At 66.0% G+C, this 19,052-nt stretch carries 15 protein-coding genes and 1 pseudogene; 7 read left to right on the top strand and 9 right to left on the bottom strand.

The genetic code is table 11. From position 1 onward, the window contains the following. Window positions 1-3 precede the first annotated feature (3 nt). From AB4120_RS04915 to AB4120_RS04900, 4 genes are all read right to left on the bottom strand, one after another. Window positions 4-2,577, bottom strand: a complete 2,574-nt coding sequence (locus tag AB4120_RS04915) for a fimbria/pilus outer membrane usher protein (RefSeq protein WP_441641916.1) — start codon at window positions 2,575-2,577, stop codon at window positions 4-6. 114 nt (window positions 2,578-2,691) lie between these two features. Further along, a complete protein-coding gene (locus AB4120_RS04910) occupies window positions 2,692-3,447 on the bottom strand; it encodes a fimbria/pilus periplasmic chaperone (protein ID WP_149137537.1) in 756 nt (251 codons plus the stop codon). Window positions 3,448-3,513: 66 nt separating this feature from the next. After that, window positions 3,514-4,047 carry a fimbrial protein gene (locus AB4120_RS04905; protein WP_441641915.1) on the bottom strand — a complete coding sequence of 178 codons (534 nt, stop codon included), beginning with the start codon at window positions 4,045-4,047 and terminating at the stop codon, window positions 3,514-3,516. A 291-nt stretch (window positions 4,048-4,338) separates the two neighbouring features. Continuing rightward, window positions 4,339-5,514, bottom strand: coding sequence for an MFS transporter (locus AB4120_RS04900; protein ID WP_149136118.1), 1,176 nt, complete (start codon window positions 5,512-5,514; stop codon window positions 4,339-4,341). A 105-nt stretch (window positions 5,515-5,619) separates the two neighbouring features. On the opposite strand from AB4120_RS04900, the gene AB4120_RS04895 reads away from it, so the two are divergent. From AB4120_RS04895 to nadC, 3 genes are all read left to right on the top strand, one after another. After that, window positions 5,620-6,573 (top strand): GlxA family transcriptional regulator, encoded by a 954-nt coding sequence (locus tag AB4120_RS04895; protein ID WP_149136119.1) that lies wholly within the window; start codon window positions 5,620-5,622, stop codon window positions 6,571-6,573. Between the two features lie 78 nt (window positions 6,574-6,651). Further along, a complete protein-coding gene (locus AB4120_RS04890) occupies window positions 6,652-7,149 on the top strand; it encodes a MarR family winged helix-turn-helix transcriptional regulator (protein WP_441641914.1) in 498 nt (165 codons plus the stop codon). A gap of 219 nt (window positions 7,150-7,368) precedes the next feature. Next, the gene (gene nadC, locus AB4120_RS04885) at window positions 7,369-8,202 is read left to right on the top strand and encodes a carboxylating nicotinate-nucleotide diphosphorylase (RefSeq protein WP_144195623.1); all 834 of its coding nucleotides are present in this window, start codon (window positions 7,369-7,371) and stop codon (window positions 8,200-8,202) included. Between the two features lie 129 nt (window positions 8,203-8,331). Here nadC and AB4120_RS04880 read toward each other — a convergent pair whose 3' ends face one another. Beyond that, entirely contained in the window at window positions 8,332-8,877 is a 546-nt protein-coding gene (locus AB4120_RS04880) for a MarR family winged helix-turn-helix transcriptional regulator (protein ID WP_441641913.1), read from the bottom strand. Window positions 8,878-9,128: 251 nt separating this feature from the next. On the opposite strand from AB4120_RS04880, the pseudogene phnN reads away from it, so the two are divergent. From phnN to AB4120_RS04865, 3 genes and pseudogenes are all read left to right on the top strand, one after another. Then, window positions 9,129-11,009 (top strand): annotated as a pseudogene (gene phnN, locus AB4120_RS04875) (phosphonate metabolism protein/1,5-bisphosphokinase (PRPP-forming) PhnN); the annotation flags it as partial. A gap of 46 nt (window positions 11,010-11,055) precedes the next feature. Beyond that, window positions 11,056-12,048, top strand: coding sequence for a tripartite tricarboxylate transporter substrate binding protein (locus AB4120_RS04870; protein WP_149136120.1), 993 nt, complete (start codon window positions 11,056-11,058; stop codon window positions 12,046-12,048). 197 nt (window positions 12,049-12,245) lie between these two features. Further along, window positions 12,246-13,352, top strand: coding sequence for a porin (locus AB4120_RS04865; RefSeq protein ID WP_441641912.1), 1,107 nt, complete (start codon window positions 12,246-12,248; stop codon window positions 13,350-13,352). A 43-nt stretch (window positions 13,353-13,395) separates the two neighbouring features. On the opposite strand, the gene AB4120_RS04860 is transcribed toward AB4120_RS04865, so the two are convergent. Continuing rightward, the gene (locus AB4120_RS04860) at window positions 13,396-15,597 is read right to left on the bottom strand and encodes a xanthine dehydrogenase family protein molybdopterin-binding subunit (protein WP_149136122.1); all 2,202 of its coding nucleotides are present in this window, start codon (window positions 15,595-15,597) and stop codon (window positions 13,396-13,398) included. Between the two features lie 133 nt (window positions 15,598-15,730). On the opposite strand from AB4120_RS04860, the gene AB4120_RS04855 reads away from it, so the two are divergent. Beyond that, entirely contained in the window at window positions 15,731-16,459 is a 729-nt protein-coding gene (locus AB4120_RS04855) for a TetR family transcriptional regulator (protein WP_441641911.1), read from the top strand. On the opposite strand, the gene AB4120_RS04850 is transcribed toward AB4120_RS04855, so the two are convergent. From AB4120_RS04850 to AB4120_RS04840, 3 genes are read right to left on the bottom strand one after another with little or no spacing between them, the layout of a single operon-like run. Continuing rightward, window positions 16,456-17,130 (bottom strand): N-carbamoylsarcosine amidohydrolase, encoded by a 675-nt coding sequence (locus AB4120_RS04850; protein WP_441641910.1) that lies wholly within the window; start codon window positions 17,128-17,130, stop codon window positions 16,456-16,458. The two genes, AB4120_RS04855 and AB4120_RS04850, sit on opposite strands and share 4 nt — an antisense overlap. Further along, window positions 17,123-18,190 (bottom strand): 2,5-dihydroxypyridine 5,6-dioxygenase, encoded by a 1,068-nt coding sequence (locus tag AB4120_RS04845; RefSeq protein ID WP_144195637.1) that lies wholly within the window; start codon window positions 18,188-18,190, stop codon window positions 17,123-17,125. The genes AB4120_RS04850 and AB4120_RS04845 overlap by 8 nt, the downstream gene beginning before the upstream one ends. Window positions 18,191-18,213: 23 nt before the next feature. Next, the gene (locus tag AB4120_RS04840; RefSeq protein ID WP_441641909.1) at window positions 18,214-19,041 is read right to left on the bottom strand and encodes an alpha/beta fold hydrolase; all 828 of its coding nucleotides are present in this window, start codon (window positions 19,039-19,041) and stop codon (window positions 18,214-18,216) included. Between the last annotated feature and the right edge of the window lie 11 nt (window positions 19,042-19,052).

Raw genomic sequence — 19,052 nt, 5'->3', positions numbered from 1 at the left:
CGGCTACAGGCATTGCGCATCGACTGAGGCAACGCCAATCGACTTGCGCGCCTCCGACAACGCCGGGAGTCGATAGCTGAGCCGGCAGGCCTGCCCCGCGCCATCGGCCGAAGCCACCGTCAGTTCGCCGCCATCCTCTTTCAGGCCGCGGACGATGAGGCGCCCGCCCTGGCCGACCATACCGACCGATTTCCCGGCGGCATCGAACACTTCTCCACCGAACGGCAGCGGCTTGCCATCCGCGGTCCGCACGCGCAGGATGGCGGCCCGGCCGGGATTCGCGGTCTCGAACAAGACCTTCACGATGGCCCCGGCGGTAGGTGCCAGTTGTTGCAGCGTCGACTTGAGTTCGACGTCCAGCGGCAGGCCCTTGGGATCGATTTCCACCTCGTTGCGGGCAAACGGCATCAGGCTCGACACCACTGCACGCCCCCAGGGATCCACCCGCAAGCCACTGCCACCGCCGACGCGCGCACCGGCGGCGCCCTTCGCTTCGACGATCGCCAGGGTATCGCCCAGATTCGGCGTCAGGACGACGCCGCCGCTATAGGCAACGATGCCGCCCGACATCCCTGCGGACGCCTGGGTATAGGTGTTGCTCTTGCTGGCACTGCCCGTGAATGCCGCCAGCGTCGACAGATACGATGCATTCGCACCAAAGCTGGTCGCATGGCTCGCGCCTCCGCCACCGGTGTACCCTGCGTTCAAGCCATAGCTGAACGCGTTGTCGACGCCATACGAGCCTGTCACCGACTGGTTCACCGAGGTAGGCCCCGACGAGCCGGTCTGAACGCTGGTCGTCGAGTACGGTGCTTGCGGGGCCTTCCCCAGCGGAATGCCCACGCTCAGCATCACGCGGCTGTTCCACTTGGCGGTGTTCACATCGAACTGCCGTGCCGCGGAGACGCCGTAGTTCATCCGCCGGAAGGTGTTGTTATAGCCAAGCTGGAACTGCGTATCGCGGCCGTTGCGCCGCCAGTAGTCCTGAGTAGAACCACTCACGTAGAAATTGCCGTAGTTGCCCGGCAACGCCTGGTTCAGCACCAGTTGCAGCCGGCCACGCGGGGTGCCGTACAAGGCCACGCCCATGTCTTTCCGATCCAGATCGCCCAGTGCGACGGCATCCGCGAGGCTGAGGTAGCCCCCCGTGGAGTACCGATAAGCGGCGACGGTCAGGTTGGTGTTGGTGGGCTCCACAAGCTTGCTGAAACTCAGGCGCAAGCTCTGCCCATGACGGTCCGGCTCATTGCGCAGACGTGTGGAGGCATGGGTAACGTCCGCACCCAGCGCGCCGAAGCTGGTGTTGACCGCGGCGCCAATCACCCCGGCCGCATAGTCCTGCGCAACCGTGACCCCGCCAAATCCCGTGATCAGGTTGGTGAAGCCACGCTGCACGGTGGCTTGCAGCATCAGCGGCTTGTTGTTGCCCGTGGCACTTCGGTACTGGCCGGCGGCCACGCCATAGCGGGTCACGCCCGGCCGCAGCGCGTTCACCGCGCCGGCATAGGGCACCTTCGAGATGTGCACGCTGCCGTCGGCCTCGGTCACCCGCACTTCCAGGTCGCCGCCATACCCGGTGGGATACAGGTCGTTGATCTCGAAGGCGCCGGCCGCGACGTTGGTTTCGTAGATTGTGTTGCCGTTCTGGCGAATCTCCACGTGGGCATTGCTGCCGGCGATGCCGTGCACCACCGGTGCATAGCCGCGCTGCGACTCCGGATACATCCGGTCGTCGCTCGACAGTTGCACACCCCGAAAGCCCACACTGTCAAACATGGTGCCGTCCGTGTAGGCATCACCAAAGACCAGCTGGCTCTTGATAGAGGCAATCGAGCGCTGAACAAACGTCTGGGTCGCCTGGTAGCGGGTACCGGTGCGCTCGTGGTGCGTCAGGCTGCCGTTGTGCCGAAAACGCCACGCACCGGCGTTCACGCCGCCATTCAGCCCGACAAAGCCCTGCGTGGAGGAAAAGCCCTGCCCGGCGTTGTGATAAACACTGGCGTTGTAGAGCAGACGTCCTGCGGTCACCCCGTCATCCCAATACTTCGGGTCGATGTAGCCACGCGGCTGACGGCTCATGGCAACCTGCGGCAGGCTCAGGTCGAGGCGCTGCTCGCTGTTGTCGAAGTGCGCGACGGCGTCCGGCACAAGCCGCGCAAGCGTCGGGCAGGCATCGGCATCGGCCAGCAGCGCATTGGCTTCCGGGGTCAACGCGGCAAGGTCCACGCCGATGCGCTCAAGCAGTGCACGGTCGAAACACGGATGCACCTCCTGGCTTGCGCCCACCTGGCGCAAGACCACCTCGGTCCGGCCCAGCCAGACTTCGTTGACATGCAGATCCACCCGGTACGTGCCCGCTACGGCCGCATTTCCTTTGCTGAAGCGACTGATATCCACCTGCCCGTGACCGGACTGGTGCAGGAAGATGTCGTTGAAAGCGACCTCGCCCGAACTGGGCGCCGTCGATGCATCCGCCCACGCCGATGCGCTGGTGAACAGCGCGAGCGAGACCATGGTCGGACGCAGGCGAAAGCGGGAGGCGAGGGGTTTTTTTCGGCGGGACACGGGGACCTTCATCACAAAACTCAGGCAAGTCGATCCCCTGCCGCATAGCGGCATCGCAAAAAGCTGGATAGGGGATACGTCGGAGGCGTCTTGCGCGGCGACAGCGTCGCCGGCAAACGCCGTTAATCAGTGGGTCGCGACGGCTTCGCCGGAGATGGATCCACCATGGTCGTTGAGGGCGGTGTAATCCACCTTCAGGGCGGCTGACGGGCTGACCTCGCCCTTGAGCGGGAACACCTGGGTTTCGCCCGGGTTCACCATGCCGCCGTCATCGAAACTGGCAACCTTGCCGTCGCTGCCTTTCACTTCCAGCGCGGTAAAGGAAACGTGGTAAGGCGTCGGATTACGGGCTTCCAGGCTCAACTGATTGCCGGATCCCACCACCCGCCATGCCACCTGCCCCGGAGCCTCCAGTGAGCTCCCCTTCAGGCTTGCGGGGCGATAGAACATCTTGATGCGCGAGCGGAAAGCGAGCTGCAAATGGTTGGCGTTGGCGCCACCGGCTTCCGGCTTGGGCGGAATCTCCAGCACGTTGAGCCAGAACACCGACTCCTTGTCTTGTGGAAGCGGCTCGCCGGTATGGAGGATGCGCAGGGTCTGCGCCTTCTTCGGATCGATGCGCATCACGGGTGGGGTGACAAGGAAGGGCACCTCCACGGCGGATGGCGTGGCCTTGGGGTCGCCATTGTCGAGCCAGGCCTGGGTCAGCGCCGGTGCATTTCCCTGATTGGAAAGCTTGATCGTCGCTTCTTTCTCGCTGGCGTTGTACACCACACGCGTGCCGCCGATCACCACCGAGGCGTGAGCGCTCCACGCGGCAGGCAGGCTCAGCACGAGCAAGGCTGCGGTCAGAACGGAACGGATCTTCTGGTTGGTCATCATCATTGCACGCGATTTTCAGGAAACAGGGGTGAAAGGTGGCGCGACATCGCGCCACCCGATGCGCCTTTACTGATAGGCGATGGAGTACATCACGCTGGTATTGGCCGCGCCGGCAGCTGCTACGCCGGTGGCAACGTACTGGGCGTAGTAGCGCAGCGTGGCGGCACCAGAAACCAGGGGAACCGACTTCGAGTTCTGCAGGGCATTGGCGAAACCGACGTTGATATTGGTTTCGTCCGAGGCGTTTTGCAGGCCGATCTGCACGCGCTGGGCACCGCCTGCAGTGAGGTTCAGGCGACCTGTGGTGACGTCGGTGGTCGGCCCCGCTTCAAAGAACGTGCGCACATTGCCTGAGGTGGGCGTGCAGCCCGTCAGCGCAATGCTGAACGGCGTGCGGCCGGCGGTCTTGCCGGCTGCGGAGAGCGAGGACGCCGACACGGTCGGCAGGGCAACCACGAAATTGCTCGTACCACCGTTGATGGCACAGGTCTGAGCCGTGACGTTGCCGGTGAAGGTAATCGTGCCATCCGCGGCTGATGCGATTTGCGAAGCCATCGAGGTGCCACCAATGATCAAGGCGGAGAGGAGTTTGCTTTTCATGTATGAATCTATGCAGAAGTAAAACGACTGAAAATCTGGACATCGCGAACATGCGTACGGATCTGACCAGCCTGTTTGCAGGACGTGTTGCCCTGGCCGGGAACGACTCGCTGCAATGGGGCGAATAATAGGGAGGACTGCCCGTCCGTTAAATCGACGAATCTTTAATTTTCAGGCGGGAGCGGACGTGCGAAAGCCGTCGCTGGCGTGCGCCGCGACGGCAGGAATGCAGAGAGGATCACGAAATCCGCAGGGGCTGCGGGCGTTCCCGGGGCGGGATGTCGTGAGCGGTCAGGAGACTGCCGCTGGGATGATGGCCGGGCGCTGACGCGTCATGCAACGGTGCGCGGCCACGGCAAAGCCGAAAGCCATGGCAATCAACACGGCCGCGACCAGGCTCAGGTACTGCCCGCCTGTCGATCGGATCACGATTCCGCCAAGCAGGCCGGAGCAGGCAAGCCCTGTGTAGGTAGCCGTATTGTTCAGGGCAAGCACCAGCGGTGCTGTCGGCGGCGATAGATGGACAAGCCGATGCTGTTGCGGAACGATGAGTCCCCACCCGCAGATTCCCCAAATTACCAGCGCGACCAGGGCGGTGGCCATGTGCCCGGACGTCCACGGGAGTGCACAGAAGTTGAGGATCGCCACCCAGAGCATCGCGTGAATGATGTGGCGGCTCTCGAACCGGTCCACGAGGCGGCCGGCCATGAGGTTCCCCGCCGTCGCAGCGAGGCCCCACACCAGCAACATCCCGGCGAGGATGCGTTCGTCGCCGCCTGTGACCCGCGCCAGCACCACGCCTGCGTAGGTGTAGACCATCAGAAACCCGCCGAACGCGAAGAGCGAAGTGAGCAAGGTCAGCGCCACCCGCCTGTCGCGCAAGGGGGCAAGCCGCTCCCGCAACCGGACGGCTGCAGGTAGCGGGACGGATGGCAGCATCGTCCACACGCCGATCATGGCGACGATGCCGAGCGCTGTGACGAACCAGAGCGTCGAACGCCAACTGCCGAATCCGCCGATAAACGTGCCGAGCGGCGACCCCAGGGCCGTGGCGCCCGTCAGGCCGGCCGTGACGGCAGCCAGCGCACGGCCGCGCTTCTCAGGGGCCGCGAGTGCCGCGGCGACGCCCAGCGCGGTGGGGGAAAAGAGCGCGGCGCCAAAGCCGGCCAGCGCCCGGCTCAGCAGCACCCATTGGAGGTCGGTGGCGAGCGCGCTGACGGCGTTGCCGACGACGAAAATGCCCAACGCGGTAACGAGCAGCCGTTTTCTAGGCAGGTTTCCCGCCACTGCGGCCATCACCGGCGCCGCCACCGCGTAGGTCAGCGCGTAACACGTCACCATCAAGCCTGCCATGCTGATGGAGGTGTGCAACGATGCCGCGACGCCGGGAAGGATGCCGGCGACGACGAAATTGTCGGTCCCCATTGCGAACATGCCCAGCGCCAGTATCAGTAATCGACGATCCATATGACCCACTCGGTGAAATGCAGTTGAGTCGATCATATTCGCCGTTGACCGTGTCTCAAATGTCATATATACCGTCAATTCAGGACATGATCCCGGGGTATATCCATGCACACGATCGGCTTTGTCGTCTTTCCGAACTTCTATCTGATGGGCCTGGCGGCCGTCACCGCGTTCGAGCTGGCCAACGTCGTGCTCGAAGAGCGGGCGTACGACGTGACAGTGCTGTCGGAGAGCGGCGGACTGGTGATCTCGTCGGCAGGCATTCGGGTCGATTCGCTGCCCTTCGGCAACAACGCCTATGACACGGTCATGTTCGGCTCGGGCGTCGAGATTGACATCACGTCCGCAGCGTTGACCGCGTTCGTCAGCCGTTCGCTGAAGACGTCAAGGCGGATTGCCGCGCCCTGCACGGGGGCCTTCATCCTGGCGCAAGCCGGTGTCCTGGATGGCCGGCGTGCGACCACCCATTGGCGGTTCGCGCATGATCTGCAGCGCCGGTTCCCCAAGATCACGGTCGAGGAGGACCAGATCTTCATCGTGGACGGGCCAATCTGGACCTCCGCAGGCATGACGGCCACCATCGACATGGCCCTTGCCATGATCGAGAAGGATCACGGCCCGGAGGTCTCGCGCACGGTCGCGCGCAAGCTGGTCATCTACCATCGGCGCGCTGGCGGCCAGTCGCAGTTCTCCACATTGCTCGACCTCGACCCAAAGTCGGACCGGATCCAGAAAGCCATTGACCACGCGAACGCCAACTTGCGCGAAGCCCTGACCGTCGATGAACTTGCCGATGTCGCCGGGCTCAGCCCGCGCCAGTTCAGCCGGGCCTTCAGCGCGGAGACGGGCCAATCGCCCGCAAAGGCCGTGGAACACCTGCGCGTGGAGGCGGCGAGGCTTTTGCTGGAGAAAGGCCGCCTCTCGCTGGACGTGATCGCGCAGGAAGTCGGCTTTACTGACCGGGAGCGAATGCGGCGCGCCTTTGTCCGGACTACCGGGCAACCGCCGCAGGCGGTTCGGCGGCTGAGCAGGGATGCGCGCGGTCCAGGCGCCCGCTGAAATGACGCCCGGATGCTCCACGCCTCTATTTGTAACGCCGGCTATACTTCGCCGGTCAGCTCCTTTTGATCTCCTACCGTGAAAAGTCCGCCCGACCACGCGTCAGCCCACGCCGCTCACTATGAATTCACCGAGCAGGTTGGACATCTGCTGCGCCGTGCCTACCAACGGCACGTCGCCATCTTCCAGCAGACCATTCCAGACTCGCAGCTGACGGCCGGCCAGTTCGTCGTCATGTGCGCCATCCAGGCCCAGGGGCCATGCTCGTTGAGCGAGATTGCGCGCGCCACCGCCATCGACCAGGCGACCGTGCGCGGCATTATCGAGCGGTTGAAGTCTCGTGAACTGATTGCGGTCTCCCACGACGCGCGCGACCGCCGCAAGGTCGTGGTGCTACTCGCCCCCGCCGGCGAGGCCCTGATCAACGAGGTGGTGCCTTTCGCGCAGGACATCACCGAGCGCACCATGGGCGGCCTGAACCCGGCCGAACGGGTGGCACTGCTCTACCTGCTCAGGAAAATGAGCGAACTGGGCGACGATACCCCGGATACCGCCGACACCGACAGCCCGATCTAGGCGCCACGCGGCACCCTGCCCGGCAGGGCCGTAGCGCCCCTCACCTCCCTTCCCCTCCCCTTCGCCCTGCCGCGTCTCACACGCTCAGGTACCCGGTCACGCGCAATAACTTAGATCTCGAATATTTATTGACATGGGGGCGCCATGCGCTAGTATTACGCCATGTACTTCGATCTCTAAGATTCTTGGTACGGCAACCACTACTCAGGAGCGCTTCCCATGTATGACATCTTTTCCACCGACAAACTGATCGATCTCTGGCTGACCGAGGACATTGGCATCTGCGACCTGACAGTCCATACGATGATCGAGCCGGGAGAAACCGGTACGTTCTGCATGAATGCCCGCGAGCCCATGCTGATCGCCGGCATCGACGTCGCCGCGCGCATTTTTGCCCGCTATGACCCGACGCTGACCCTGGACGTGCGCGTCGCCGATGGCGACAAGGTGGAAAAAGGCGCCGTGCTGCTCAACGTGAGCGGCAACGCACGCAGCGTGCTGACTGCCGAGCGCACCGCGCTGAACATCATGCAACGCCTGTGCGGCATTGCGAATCACACCGCGACTTATGCCGCGGCAATCGCCCATACCAAGGCCCGCCTGATCGACAGCCGCAAAACCACGCCGGGCCTGCGCGCGCTGGAGAAGCACGCCGTCACGTGCGGCGGCGGCCTCAACCATCGCCTGAGCCTCGACAACGGCGTAATGATCAAGGACAACCATATCGCGGTCTGCGGCAGCATTGCCGCCGCCGTGGCGCGTGTACGCCGCAAGCTGCCGGTGCTGACCAAGCTGGAGGTGGAGTGCGACCGCCTGGAGCAGGTGCACGAGGCACTCGCGGCCGGCGTCGATGTGATCATGCTGGACAACATGTCGGTGCCTGACATGAAGGAAGCCGTGCAGATCGTCAATGGCCGCACCAAGGTCGAGGCGTCAGGCGGCATCCGCCTGGAGACGATCCGCGCCGTGGCGGAAACGGGGGTGGACTACATCTCCACGAGCAAGATCACGCAATCGGCACCGGCAGTGGATATCGGCCTCGACGAGGCCTGAGCCGGTCCGGCATGTGTCGCGGGGCCAGGCCCCGCCTGACGATTCGCGCCTTCCTACCCGAGGGCTTCACCCTCCCCGGTTTATCCGGCGGGGGGCTTTTGCATTGGCTGCCCCGTCCGGGCGTGCCGGTCAGAGATCGGACAGCAACCGTCCGACTTCCTGAGTCGACGGCACGCGGCGGCCATGCTCGGCCGACGCCACCTCGTCCGCCACGAGGCGTTGCGCAATCGTGATCAGCACGCGGCGCGTGGTGAGGACGTCCTCTTCGCTCAGCCCCGCCACGCTCAGTTCATTGACCTCGGTGGCCAGCGGCTCCAGCTTGCGGCGCAGCGCGCGCCCGGTCTTGCTCAGGAACACGTGCACCTTCTTCTTGTTGCCGGGCAGGTGCGTGCGCTCGACGTAGCCAAGCGCTTCCAGCGCCTTCACCGCCGCAAACGTGGTGGGCTCGGTCACGCCCGCCCGTTCGCTAAGCTCGCGCTGCGACAAGCCATCGCGGCGCCAGAGAATGCGCAGGATGGTCCAGTGGCCATACGACACCGAATGCTCCGCCAGACGCAACTGAAGCGCGCGGATATAGGCGCGCGCGGCGTCCTTCACCAGGTGGGCGAGACGTTCTTCTTCGGCCTCATCGGCAGGCGTGAGCGTGGCCGGGGTCTCCGGCTTTTTCGTGGTCATAGTCGTGACAGAGGAATGCATGCGCAGGCGCCGCACAGCACGGCGGGCGCGCGGCAGCGCACATGATAGCGCCTCTGCCATGCCGCCGTCCGCACCTTGCATGGTGCCCTCACTACATCAGTGCGGCGTGCGCAACGACGATGCATGGGGCACCGTCCCCGCGCATCGCCCACCTTCGCGTTTTCCCTGAGGAAGCCGGGAATCCCGCGTACACACTGGATTTGCGGGAGCTGGCCCGACCCTTGCATTAACTTAGACATCGAACTTATCTTGACAGTGGACAAGCCGGTGCTAGCATAGCCCTACAAACTTCGACATCTAAGTTAATGATGAACAATACCGGCATCTTCTTCCTTGTGGTGGGGCCCAGCGGCGCGGGCAAGGATTCCCTGATCGACGGCGCACGCGCGGTCCTCGGCGACAACTACCTGTTTGCGCGACGTGTGATCACGCGGCCCACAGGGTCTCCGGGCGAGGACCATGAAGGCGTGTCCGATATGGAGTTCACACGACGTCAGGAAGCCGGCGAGTTCCTGGTGACATGGGACGCGCACGAGTTGCGTTATGGCTTGCCGGCGTCGTTGACCGATGCGTTGTCGCGCGGCATGCACGTCGTGGCCAACGGCTCGCGCAGCGTCATCGCCGCTCTGGCGGCACGGCTGCCGCGGTTCGTGGTCGTGCTGGTGACGGCGCCGCAGGAGATCCTCGCGCAGCGCATTGCCCGGCGCGGCCGGGAGTCGGGTGAACAGGTGGCGCGGCGCGTGGCGCGCCAGGCGGCGCCCCTGCCCGCCGATGTGCCTTGCATCACCGTCTCCAACGACTGCACGCTCGAAGTGGGCATGGCGCGCTTTGTGGAGGCGCTGCGGCAAGGGCCGGAAATCGGCGCCGAGCCGCCTGCCAGCCACCCCAGCTTGATGGCCAAGCTGCGCGGGGAAGCGCTCGACGAGGCCGCCTACGTGGCGATCCTGCGCGACGCCATCGCCGGACGCTATACCGAGGCAGCGCTGACCGAATTCCTGGTCACCACGGCCGGCAACCTGACCGATGACGAAGTCGTGGCGCTGGCGCGGGCACGCGCCGCCTTCACGCCGCGCATCGAATGGGACCGGCCACTCGTCGTCGACAAGCATTCGATGGGCGGCGTGCCCGGCAGCCGCATCACGCTGATTGTGGTGCCGATCGTCGCGGCCTACGGGCTGGCGATGCCGAAGACCTCTTCCCGCGCGATCACCTCCGCCGCCGGCACGGCGGACGCCATGGAGACCGTCGCCCGCGTGGACCTGACACAGGACGACGTCCGCCGCTGCGTGACGCAGGCATCCGCCTGCATTGCCTGGAACGGGCGCCTGAACCACTCCGTGGTGGACGACGTCATGAATGCGATCACCCGCCCCCTCGGCATCGATTCCCGCCGCTGGTCCGTGGCCTCGATCCTCTCCAAGAAGTACACGGCCGGCGCCACCCATGTGATGGTGGACCTGCCGTACGGGCCGCAGACCAAGCTGGCCTCGCGCGCCGATGCCGAGGCGCTGGGCGCGCTGTTCGCGCTCGTCGGCAAAGGCATGGGCATGCACGTGCACGCATTGGCCACCGACGGCAGCCGCCCCATCGGCCGCGGCATCGGGCCGGCGCTGGAGGTGCGCGATGTGCTGCAGGTGCTCGACAACGATCCCGACGCCCCGGCTGACCTGCGCGCCAAGGCCCTGCGCTTTGCCGCCGAAATCATTGCCTTCGACCCGCGCGTGGGCACGCCCGACGAAGGCATGCGAATTGCGAGGCAGCTCCTGAGCGAAGGCAAGGCGAAGGCGGCATTCGAGCGCATCGCGGCGGCGCAGGGCCGCCGGGCGGATCCGGTGACACCGGGTGCGCATACCGAAGTGATTCATGCCGAACGGCCCGGCCGTGTGACCGGCATCGACGGCCTGGGCATCTCCGGCGTGGCGCGCGCGGCAGGTGCCCCGCGTAGTGCTGGTGCAGGGGTCGATCTGCTGTGCACGATCGGCACGCCTGTGGTGCCGGGCCAGCCTCTGTATCGCATCCACGCCGAGACGCCGGACGCACTTGCGGCGGCCGTAGTGGCGGCGCGCGACGACGGCGTGTGCCGCGACGCGGTCCGTATCGATCCCGATTGACCTGCTTTCTTCCTTCCTTCACCCTAACCGACGAGGCAAAATCCCCATGAGACCCCTATCCGTCGTCAGCAGTCTGGCATCGCTCCTGTTTGTCGCAGGCAGCCTGGGCACCCTGCCCGGGCGCGCCGAGGCCAACATGGCGAGTACCTTCCCGCAGAAACCCATCCGCATCGTGGTGACATTCCCGGCCGGAGGCGGCACTGACGCCCTGGCGCGGCTGATCGGCACCGACATCGGCAAGTCGATGGGCCAACCCGTGGTGGTGGACAACCGGCCCGGCGCCAGCGGCAATATCGGCGCCGAATTCGTGGCCAAGAGCCCCGCCGATGGCTACACCCTGCTGATCGTCAACAGCAGCTTCGCCATCAATCCGAGCGTGTTCAAGAAGCTGCAGTTCGACCCGAAGGCCGATTTCAGCGCCGTCATCACCTTCGCCTCGGTGCCCTCGGTGATCGCGGTGCCGTACACCTCGAAGATCCGCACGTTCAATGACCTGCTGGCGGCCGGCAAGAGCGGCGCCCCGCCCAGCTACGCGTCCTGTGGCAACGGTACGCCCCAACATCTGGCGGGTGAGTTGCTGAAGGTCTCGGCCAAGGTCGAGATGCTCCACGTGCCGTACAAGGGTTGCGCCCCCGCCATGGCCGATGTGCTCGGCGGACAGGCCGACGTCAGCGTCAATACGCTGACCAACACCGTGCCCTACCTCAAGAGCAACAAGCTGCGCGCGCTGGCCGTGACGTCGAAGACCCGTTCGCCGTTCCTGCCCGACGTGCCCACGGTCAGCGAGCTCGGCGTGCCCGGCTACGATGTGGACCAGTGGTTCGGCATCCTCGCCCCCGCGCACACCCCGCCCGAGATCGTGCAGAAACTCAACGCCGAAATTGCCAAGGCGATGGCCAAGCCGGAGATCAAGGCTTCCCTGGCGCAGCTCGGCTTTGCCACCACCACCAGCACGCCTGCCGAATTCCAGAAGCTGGTGACGGCCGACATCGACCGCTGGCAGAAATTCGCGACGAAGATCAACCTGCTCGTCGACTGACCTTCCGGGGCACCGCCTGGACTTCAGCAGGCAGATTCCCCGAACCTTTCCCGTAGTCCTTCGTTGCCACACGGGCGCAAGCCAGCCCCCGTGAGAGCGCGTTCGTCCCTGCGTCCTGACGCCCGCCGTCAGGCGTTGGCTACCTGCGCGCTGTCGATCGGGGATTGGCGGCAACCGCGCGAGAACATCCAACCAATATGAGCCAACCACAATCCACCTTCCGCCACACCGCGCTGGCGGCCATCCTTCTGGCCCTTGGCGTCAGCGGCGCCGCGCAGGCGCAGTCATCGGTCACCTTGTATGGCGTTGCCGATGCCGGCATCGAGTTCCTGACCCATGCCGACGCGAGCAACCATAGCCTGACCCGCATGACATCGGGCAACCTGTCTGGCTCGCGCTGGGGCATCCGGGGCACCGAGGACCTTGGCAACGGCCTGCAGGCCCTGTTCGTGCTCGAGAACGGCTTCGACCTCGACGCCGGCACCGCTGCCCAGGGCGGGCGCCTGTTCGGGCGCCAGGCCTTCACGGGGTTGTCCTCGCAGTGCGGTCGCGTAACGCTGGGCCGGCAGAACAACATCCTCTATGACATCCTGATCAACTACGACGCCATGGCGGTCTCGCCGCGCTACTCGATCTTCATGATGGATGCCATGACGGCGGGCCGCTACGACAACACGGCCAAGTACGTTGGCAAGTTCGGCGGACTGACGGTAACGGGGCTCTACGCGTTCGCGCGTGGCACGTCGCTGGCTGGCGGCGCTGTGGCATCCGAAGTGCCGGGCGACCCGAAGAGCGATCGGGCGATCAGCGGCGGCCTCGAGTACAACGTCGGCAATGCCGGCGTCACGGTGATCTATGACGAGCAACAGGGCACCTCCGGCATCACCGGCCAGAACCCGTCGCAGAAGGATCGTCGCCTGGCCGTGGCAGGCAGCTATCGGTTTGCCAATGCCAAGGTCTATGCGGGCTACCGCTGGCTCAACGGCGACATCGGTGCCACAGCAGCCGTGCCGGCCCGGCGTGCGGACCTGTTCTGGATCGGCGCCGGCTACCAGCTCACCCCTGCGCTATCGCTCAGCGGTGCCGGCTACCTGCTGAACGACCGGCGCGGCAATGGCGACGCATGGAGCGCATCGCTGCTGCTCGACTACGCGTTCTCGAAGCGCACGGATGTGTATGCTCAGGTGGCGTACATCAACAATGACGATGGCTCGCGCATCGGCCTCAATGGCGCGTCGTCTGCCATCGGCGCCGCCGGCACGAACCAGTTCGGCGCCGTGATGGGCATCCGGCACAAGTTCTGACGTCAGGGAGGGACCGCACCCCGTGGTCACGGGGTGCGCAATGTCATGCCGGTACCCGCGCAGCGGCGCACGCCTGGCGCACCACTTCCGGCGTAAATGGCGCGTGCGTCAGGCGCAGGCCCGTGGCATCGAACAGGGCATTGGCAATCGCCGGCGCACCGGGCAAGGAGGCCGATTCGCCGGCCCCAAGCGGGCTCTCCGACTGGTGCGGCATCAGCAGCACCTGGATGGCCGGCAGGTCGGGAAATGCCGCAATCGGATAGCTGCCCCACTCCCGGCTGGCCACGCCGGTGCCATCGAAACGTACTTGCTCGCGCAGCACGCGGCTCAGGCTCTGCACCACATTGCCGTGGATCTGATGGCGCACGCCGTCAGGATTCACCATCATGCCGGTGTCCTGCCCCACATGCAGCCGCGTCACGCGCACATTACCGGTCTGCGGATCGACTTCCACATCGACGATCCATGCCGCCCATGCCGCGCCGAAGCCGGGGAACTTACTGTGGATATAGCGGGCATAGGCGATACCCCGGCCGTGCAGCAGGCCATTGGCATCGGGCTTGCCGCGCGAGCCGCGCGCACCTTCCCGCCATTCGGCAGCCTGCGCCAGCGCCACGAGCAGTTCCTGCGCGCGCGTGTCGGGCAGATGGCGCAGCCGGAAGGCCAGCGGATCGGCGCCGCACGCGTGCGCCAGTTCATCGATAAAGGATTCGTGCGCGAAAGTGTTGGGCAGCGCCGACACGCCGCGCAGCCAGGAGGCCCGCGCAATCGCCGGGGTGTCGTCACAGGCAATATGAAGTGCCCCATAGCCGTACGCGGGCACCGCCGTACGATCGCCCATCTCCAGCGTGCGCGGCGCCGACGAAACACGCCCCGTCAGCAGCAGCGCCAGGATGGGGGCATCGTTCGATGGATAGCGTGACACGAAGTCATAGGCGGTCAGCGTGCCATCGGCAGTGGCGCCACCCTCCACGTCCATCAGCTGCGCGGCGCCCTTCGGCTCCCACAGATGTTCCTGCTCGCGGGTCAGTTGCACGCGCACGGGGCGGCCGACCGCGCGCGACAGCAACACCGCATCGGCGCAGACATCGTCGGCGCAGTTACGGCCATAGCAGCCGGCGGCTTCCATCCGGACGATCTCGATGGCCCCTTCGTCAAGGCCGCTGAGCCGCGCCATGTCAATCCGCAGCACATGCGGGTTCTGTGTACCGGACCACACGGTCAGACGGTTGTCGTGCCAGTCCGCCACGGCGCAGGACGGGCCGATGGACCCATGCATCTGATATGGCCACACGTAGGTACGGGTCAGGCGATGGGTGCCTTCCGCCAGCGCCGCCCGCACGTCGCCAGTGCCGAGCAATTCCCGCCGCTGGGCCGGGGCGGCACGCAAGGCGGCTTCCGGCGCGTTGAGATCCGGCAATGCCGGCACCGGCTGCCAGCGCACCTTGAGCCGCCGGGCCGCCTCGATGGCCTGTTCTTCGCGCTCCGCCACCACGCCGATGAAGTCGCCCTCCACCACCACACGCACCACACCAGCCACGTTGGCGATCGACGATTCATCCACCGCGATCAGGCTGGTGCCGACGAAGTCGCCGCTGTCGCGGCCCGCATAGGGCGGACGCACCACCCGGCCGTGCAGCATACCCGGCACGCGCACGTCGTGGACGAAGGTCAGTTCGCCGGTGGCCTTGGCGGGAATGTCGACGCGTGGCGCGCTCCGCCCCACCACCCGGTATTGCTCGACGGGCTTGGTCTTGACGTCATCGGCCAGCGTCAGTTGCACTTGTTCTCCGGCCAGCAGGCTCGCCACGTCCACTTGCGCGGCGTCGCCGGCGCGTGCCACCAGCCATGCGCGCGCCTGGGCCGCTGCACGCCGCAGCGGCAGGGCTGAAATCTGGATCGAGGCGCTGGCAATCGTCGGCCCCTGATTGGGCGTGGCCTCGGTATGGCCCAGCACCATTGTCACCTGCGCAGGCTCGACCTCCAGTTCCTCGGCCACGATCTGCGCCAGTGAGGTCCGGATGCCCGTGCCGAGGTCGACGTGGCCGTTGAAGGCAAGAATCTCGCCGTTGGCGCGGATGGCGATAAAGATATCCGGCAGATCGGATACGAAATCGGAGGCGGCACCCGGCTGTCCCGGCGATGGCCGCGGCGCGGCCGCGGCGGGCCGCGTGACCAGCAGCACGCCACGTTCCTGGAACAGTGCCTCACGCAATGCGCGCGGAGTCCGCGAAGTCTTTTGCATCGATCATTCGTCCTTGCCGCGCCGGGCGGCATACACGGCCGGCGGAACGGGCGGGGGCAAGGAACCACACGGCTATACTTGCAACCACGCCATTTCGCCAGCGCACTGCTGGTTTCTCCAGACTACGGCAAGCATGCCAAACGACATCGCCCCCGCGCCTGCCCGACCGGGCACCCGTGCCCGCCAGGCTCAGGATACGCGCGCCAAAATCCTCAAGGCCGCCATCAAGGTCTTTGCCCAGAGCGGCTTCGACGGTGGACGCATCGAGACCATCTCGTCGCTGGCCAAGACCTATGACCGGATGATCTACTACTACTTCGGCAGCAAGGAAAAGCTGTTCATCGAAGTGCTGGAGACCATCTACCTGCAACTCAACCAAGCCGAGCAGGCCCTGGAGCTGGACCCCGATGACCCGGTGCGCGCCCTCACGCAGCTGGTCGACTTCGTCTGGCGCTACTACCTCGATCACCCCGAGTTCGTCGCCATCCTGAACAGCGAGAACCTGAGCCGCGCCCGCCATGCCAGGAAGTCCGGCCGGCTCAACGAGATCTCGGGATACGCGTTGTCGGTGCTCGACGGCATTCTGGCGCGTGGCCTCGATGCTGGCGTATTCCAGCCCGGCCTCACCGCGCGCGATGTGTACCTGATCATCGCGTCGCTCGGCTACTTCTACAACTCGAACCATCATACGCTCAGCGCCTTCCTTGGCGAGCCGATCATGAGCGCGCCGGCGGTGACCCACTGGCGCGATGTGATCCAGCGCACCGTGCTCAACGCCGTGTGCCACGCCGTGGAAGTGCCCGCCGTCAGCACCACGCAGACGCCGCGCCGGCCGCGCGGGCGCCCGCGTCGCACCGCCTAGGCGGCCGCCTGCACCGTGGTGCCGATTGCGCCGATTGCGCCGATTGCGCCGAGTGCGCCGATCGCCGCGAGTGCGGCGTCACGCGGCATCACCGTGGCGTACTTCTGCTCCATGTCGAACAGGTTGGCATCGTGCGGACCGATGGCGCGGTCGCCCACGCAGTCGGACAGTACCAGCGGGCGGAAGCCGTGCGACATCGCGTCGACCACGCTGGCGCGCACGCATCCGCTGGTCACACAGCCGGCCACCAGCAGCGTCTGCACGCCACGCTGCGCCAGCCACGCGGCCAGCGACGTGCCGAAGAATGCCGACGGCACCGTCTTGCGCACGACCAGCTCGCCGGGCGCCGGCGCCAGGGACGGCACGATCTGGCTGGCCGGACCGTCTTCCTTCAGCGTCAGCATGCCCGGCACCTTCAGCGTGAAGATGTTGTGATCGGCGTCATCGTCGGCAAACACGATCCGGCTGTGGGCCACCGGCCAGCCCATGGCGCGCGCGGTAGCCAGCAGCGGCTGCGTGTTGGCGATGGCTTCCGGGATATTGCCGCCACCGAACACGGCCGGGTCGGCAAAGCCGTTCACGAAATCGATAATCAGCAGGCCGTACGGGGCCTTCGGTGCCATCGCCGTGCCAAAGCCCTGGCGGCGGTAGGTCTGGACTTCCTCATGCATGGGCAAACTCCTTCTCGGTTCGTGGCGCGCCGTCCAGCACCTTGCCGGCGGCCACCACGGGCTCGCCGTCGAGGCTGACGGTGCAATGGCGCAGCGGCATGTCGATATGGCAAGCGGTGGTCCGGCTGCCGCCCGCCTCGTTGTTCGGGCCAAACGAGCACAGGAAGTTGCCTTCGTACGCCCGCGCATCCATGCCGATGGTGGCCTCGCGGTCGTACATCGCCAGCGTCGACCAGCGCGCGCGCGGCTGCAGGCCCCAGCCAATATGCGACATCGCGTACGACTCGGGATCGTTGAACGACGCCATGTAGTCCGCCAGCAATTCCGCGTCCAGGCCGCCTTCGATGTGCGTGACGTAGCCGTCCTTCACGGTCACGTGAATCGGCTCCTGCACATAGGACTTCATCGGCAGCAGGATGTCGCCCCGATCGAGCACCAGATGGCCGCTCGTACCGCCTTCGTTCGGCCAGGTAAGGACGAAGCCGCTTGGCCAGTGGTCCCAGCGGCCCGGCTCGTCGACAAAGCCGTACTCGCTGATGGCCGGGAACTCGCCCAGCACGCAATGCAGGTCGGTGCCGGCTTCGGACGTGATGTGCATCGTCCGGGCGCGCGACAGGCGCTCGGTCGCGGCTTTCACGCGCGACCGGTCGGCTTCCGTGGGCACCAGCCGCGCCAGCACCTCGGGCGGTTCCACTGCCAGCAGGATCTTCGTGCCGGTAGACAGGATGTCGTGCTGCTCGGGCGAGAACAGCAGTGTCATCAGGTCCAGCACCAGATCGCTCGCCTTCAGCGCAGCAATTGCCGCCGGATTGCCGGTCAACGGCGTGGTGCCGAGATAAGCGAGCGCATCGCGGCTCAGCGCCTTCTCGCCATTGACGGGCGGCAGGTCGAGCCGGTTGACGATCGCGCCCATCGAGGCGGCGGCCACCAGCGCGGTGCGCAGCGTCTGCGGATGCGTGTCGGCGCCGGTCAGCACCGTCACGGTCTGCCCCGGTTCCAGCTTCGACAACGTAAGGACCTGCTTCCACGCGCAGGTCAGGTCATAGTCACTGACAGCCATGCTTGGCTCCTTGCGGGTTGTGCTCAGCCTGCGAGCGATGCACCAAGAAAATCGCCGAATGCCGAGTAGAAGCCGGCTTCGTTGTCCCACGGGATCATGTGACCCGCGTCCGGCACCCGTACCTCGAGCAGGCCCGGGCGCAGCGTGCGCAACTCCTCGACGTCAGCCGGCAGCACCACGTCGCCGCGCGCGGCGGTGATCAGCAGCGTCGGTACCGCGACGTGTGGCAGGTCGGCGTGGATGTCATCGACGTGGAACCCTTCGAAGCTGGCCAGCATCGCGCGTTCGTCGCAGGTATGCAGCCACTCGGCGCGCAACTGGCGCTGCGCCTCGGCCCAGGTGGGGCAAAAGGCCCGCATGCCTTCGGCATCGGTGCCCTGCACGGCCAGGCGGATCGAATCGACATACCACGGCAGTTGCGCCGGATAGGGGCGCCGCCCCGGCCCCGAAACGGGCGGATCGACCATCACCAGCCGCGTCAGCCCGGCCGGGCGGGCACGTGCCGCCCGGATGCCGATGCGGCCACCCATCGAATGGCCGACGATCTGGTAGCGCGCAAGGCCCAGCGCCTGGGCGAATGCCACCACGTCCGCCGCCTGTGCATCGAGGCTGTAGTCGAGCGAATCCCCAGCCGACGACAGGCCCCGTCCGCGCACATCGAGCACATAGGTATCGAATCGCTCGCCAAAACGCTCACCGACGAAACCCCAGGTAATGGCCGGGCTGGTGATGCCCGGGATGATGATCACCGCGTCGCGCCCATCGCGCCCAGCGCCGGCGCCGCCGTAGCGCAGGTAGTGCTGGCGGATGCCGTTCGCGTGGACGTTGCCGCCGTACAGGAAAGTGCTCATGCCGCGCCCCT

This window comes from Cupriavidus sp. 2KB_3 (assembly GCF_052115685.1).
In the GTDB taxonomy this organism is placed as follows: domain Bacteria; phylum Pseudomonadota; class Gammaproteobacteria; order Burkholderiales; family Burkholderiaceae; genus Cupriavidus; species Cupriavidus campinensis.
The sequence above is the reverse complement of the archived record's forward strand: the minus strand, read 5'-3'. Positions and strand labels throughout refer to the sequence as shown.

Coding starts and splice junctions, on each gene's coding strand:
- AB4120_RS04915 (WP_441641916.1), bottom strand. CDS start 2,577: ATGAAGGTCCCCGTGTCCCGCCGAAAAAAACCCCTCGCCTCCCGCTTT.
- AB4120_RS04910 (WP_149137537.1), bottom strand. CDS start 3,447: ATGATGACCAACCAGAAGATCCGTTCCGTTCTGACCGCAGCCTTGCTC.
- AB4120_RS04905 (WP_441641915.1), bottom strand. CDS start 4,047: ATGAAAAGCAAACTCCTCTCCGCCTTGATCATTGGTGGCACCTCGATG.
- AB4120_RS04900 (WP_149136118.1), bottom strand. CDS start 5,514: ATGGATCGTCGATTACTGATACTGGCGCTGGGCATGTTCGCAATGGGG.
- AB4120_RS04895 (WP_149136119.1), top strand. CDS start 5,620: ATGCACACGATCGGCTTTGTCGTCTTTCCGAACTTCTATCTGATGGGC.
- nadC (WP_144195623.1), top strand. CDS start 7,369: ATGTATGACATCTTTTCCACCGACAAACTGATCGATCTCTGGCTGACC.
- AB4120_RS04880 (WP_441641913.1), bottom strand. CDS start 8,877: ATGACCACGAAAAAGCCGGAGACCCCGGCCACGCTCACGCCTGCCGAT.
- AB4120_RS04870 (WP_149136120.1), top strand. CDS start 11,056: ATGAGACCCCTATCCGTCGTCAGCAGTCTGGCATCGCTCCTGTTTGTC.
- AB4120_RS04865 (WP_441641912.1), top strand. CDS start 12,246: ATGAGCCAACCACAATCCACCTTCCGCCACACCGCGCTGGCGGCCATC.
- AB4120_RS04860 (WP_149136122.1), bottom strand. CDS start 15,597: ATGCAAAAGACTTCGCGGACTCCGCGCGCATTGCGTGAGGCACTGTTC.
- AB4120_RS04855 (WP_441641911.1), top strand. CDS start 15,731: ATGCCAAACGACATCGCCCCCGCGCCTGCCCGACCGGGCACCCGTGCC.
- AB4120_RS04850 (WP_441641910.1), bottom strand. CDS start 17,130: ATGCATGAGGAAGTCCAGACCTACCGCCGCCAGGGCTTTGGCACGGCG.
- AB4120_RS04845 (WP_144195637.1), bottom strand. CDS start 18,190: ATGGCTGTCAGTGACTATGACCTGACCTGCGCGTGGAAGCAGGTCCTT.
- AB4120_RS04840 (WP_441641909.1), bottom strand. CDS start 19,041: ATGAGCACTTTCCTGTACGGCGGCAACGTCCACGCGAACGGCATCCGC.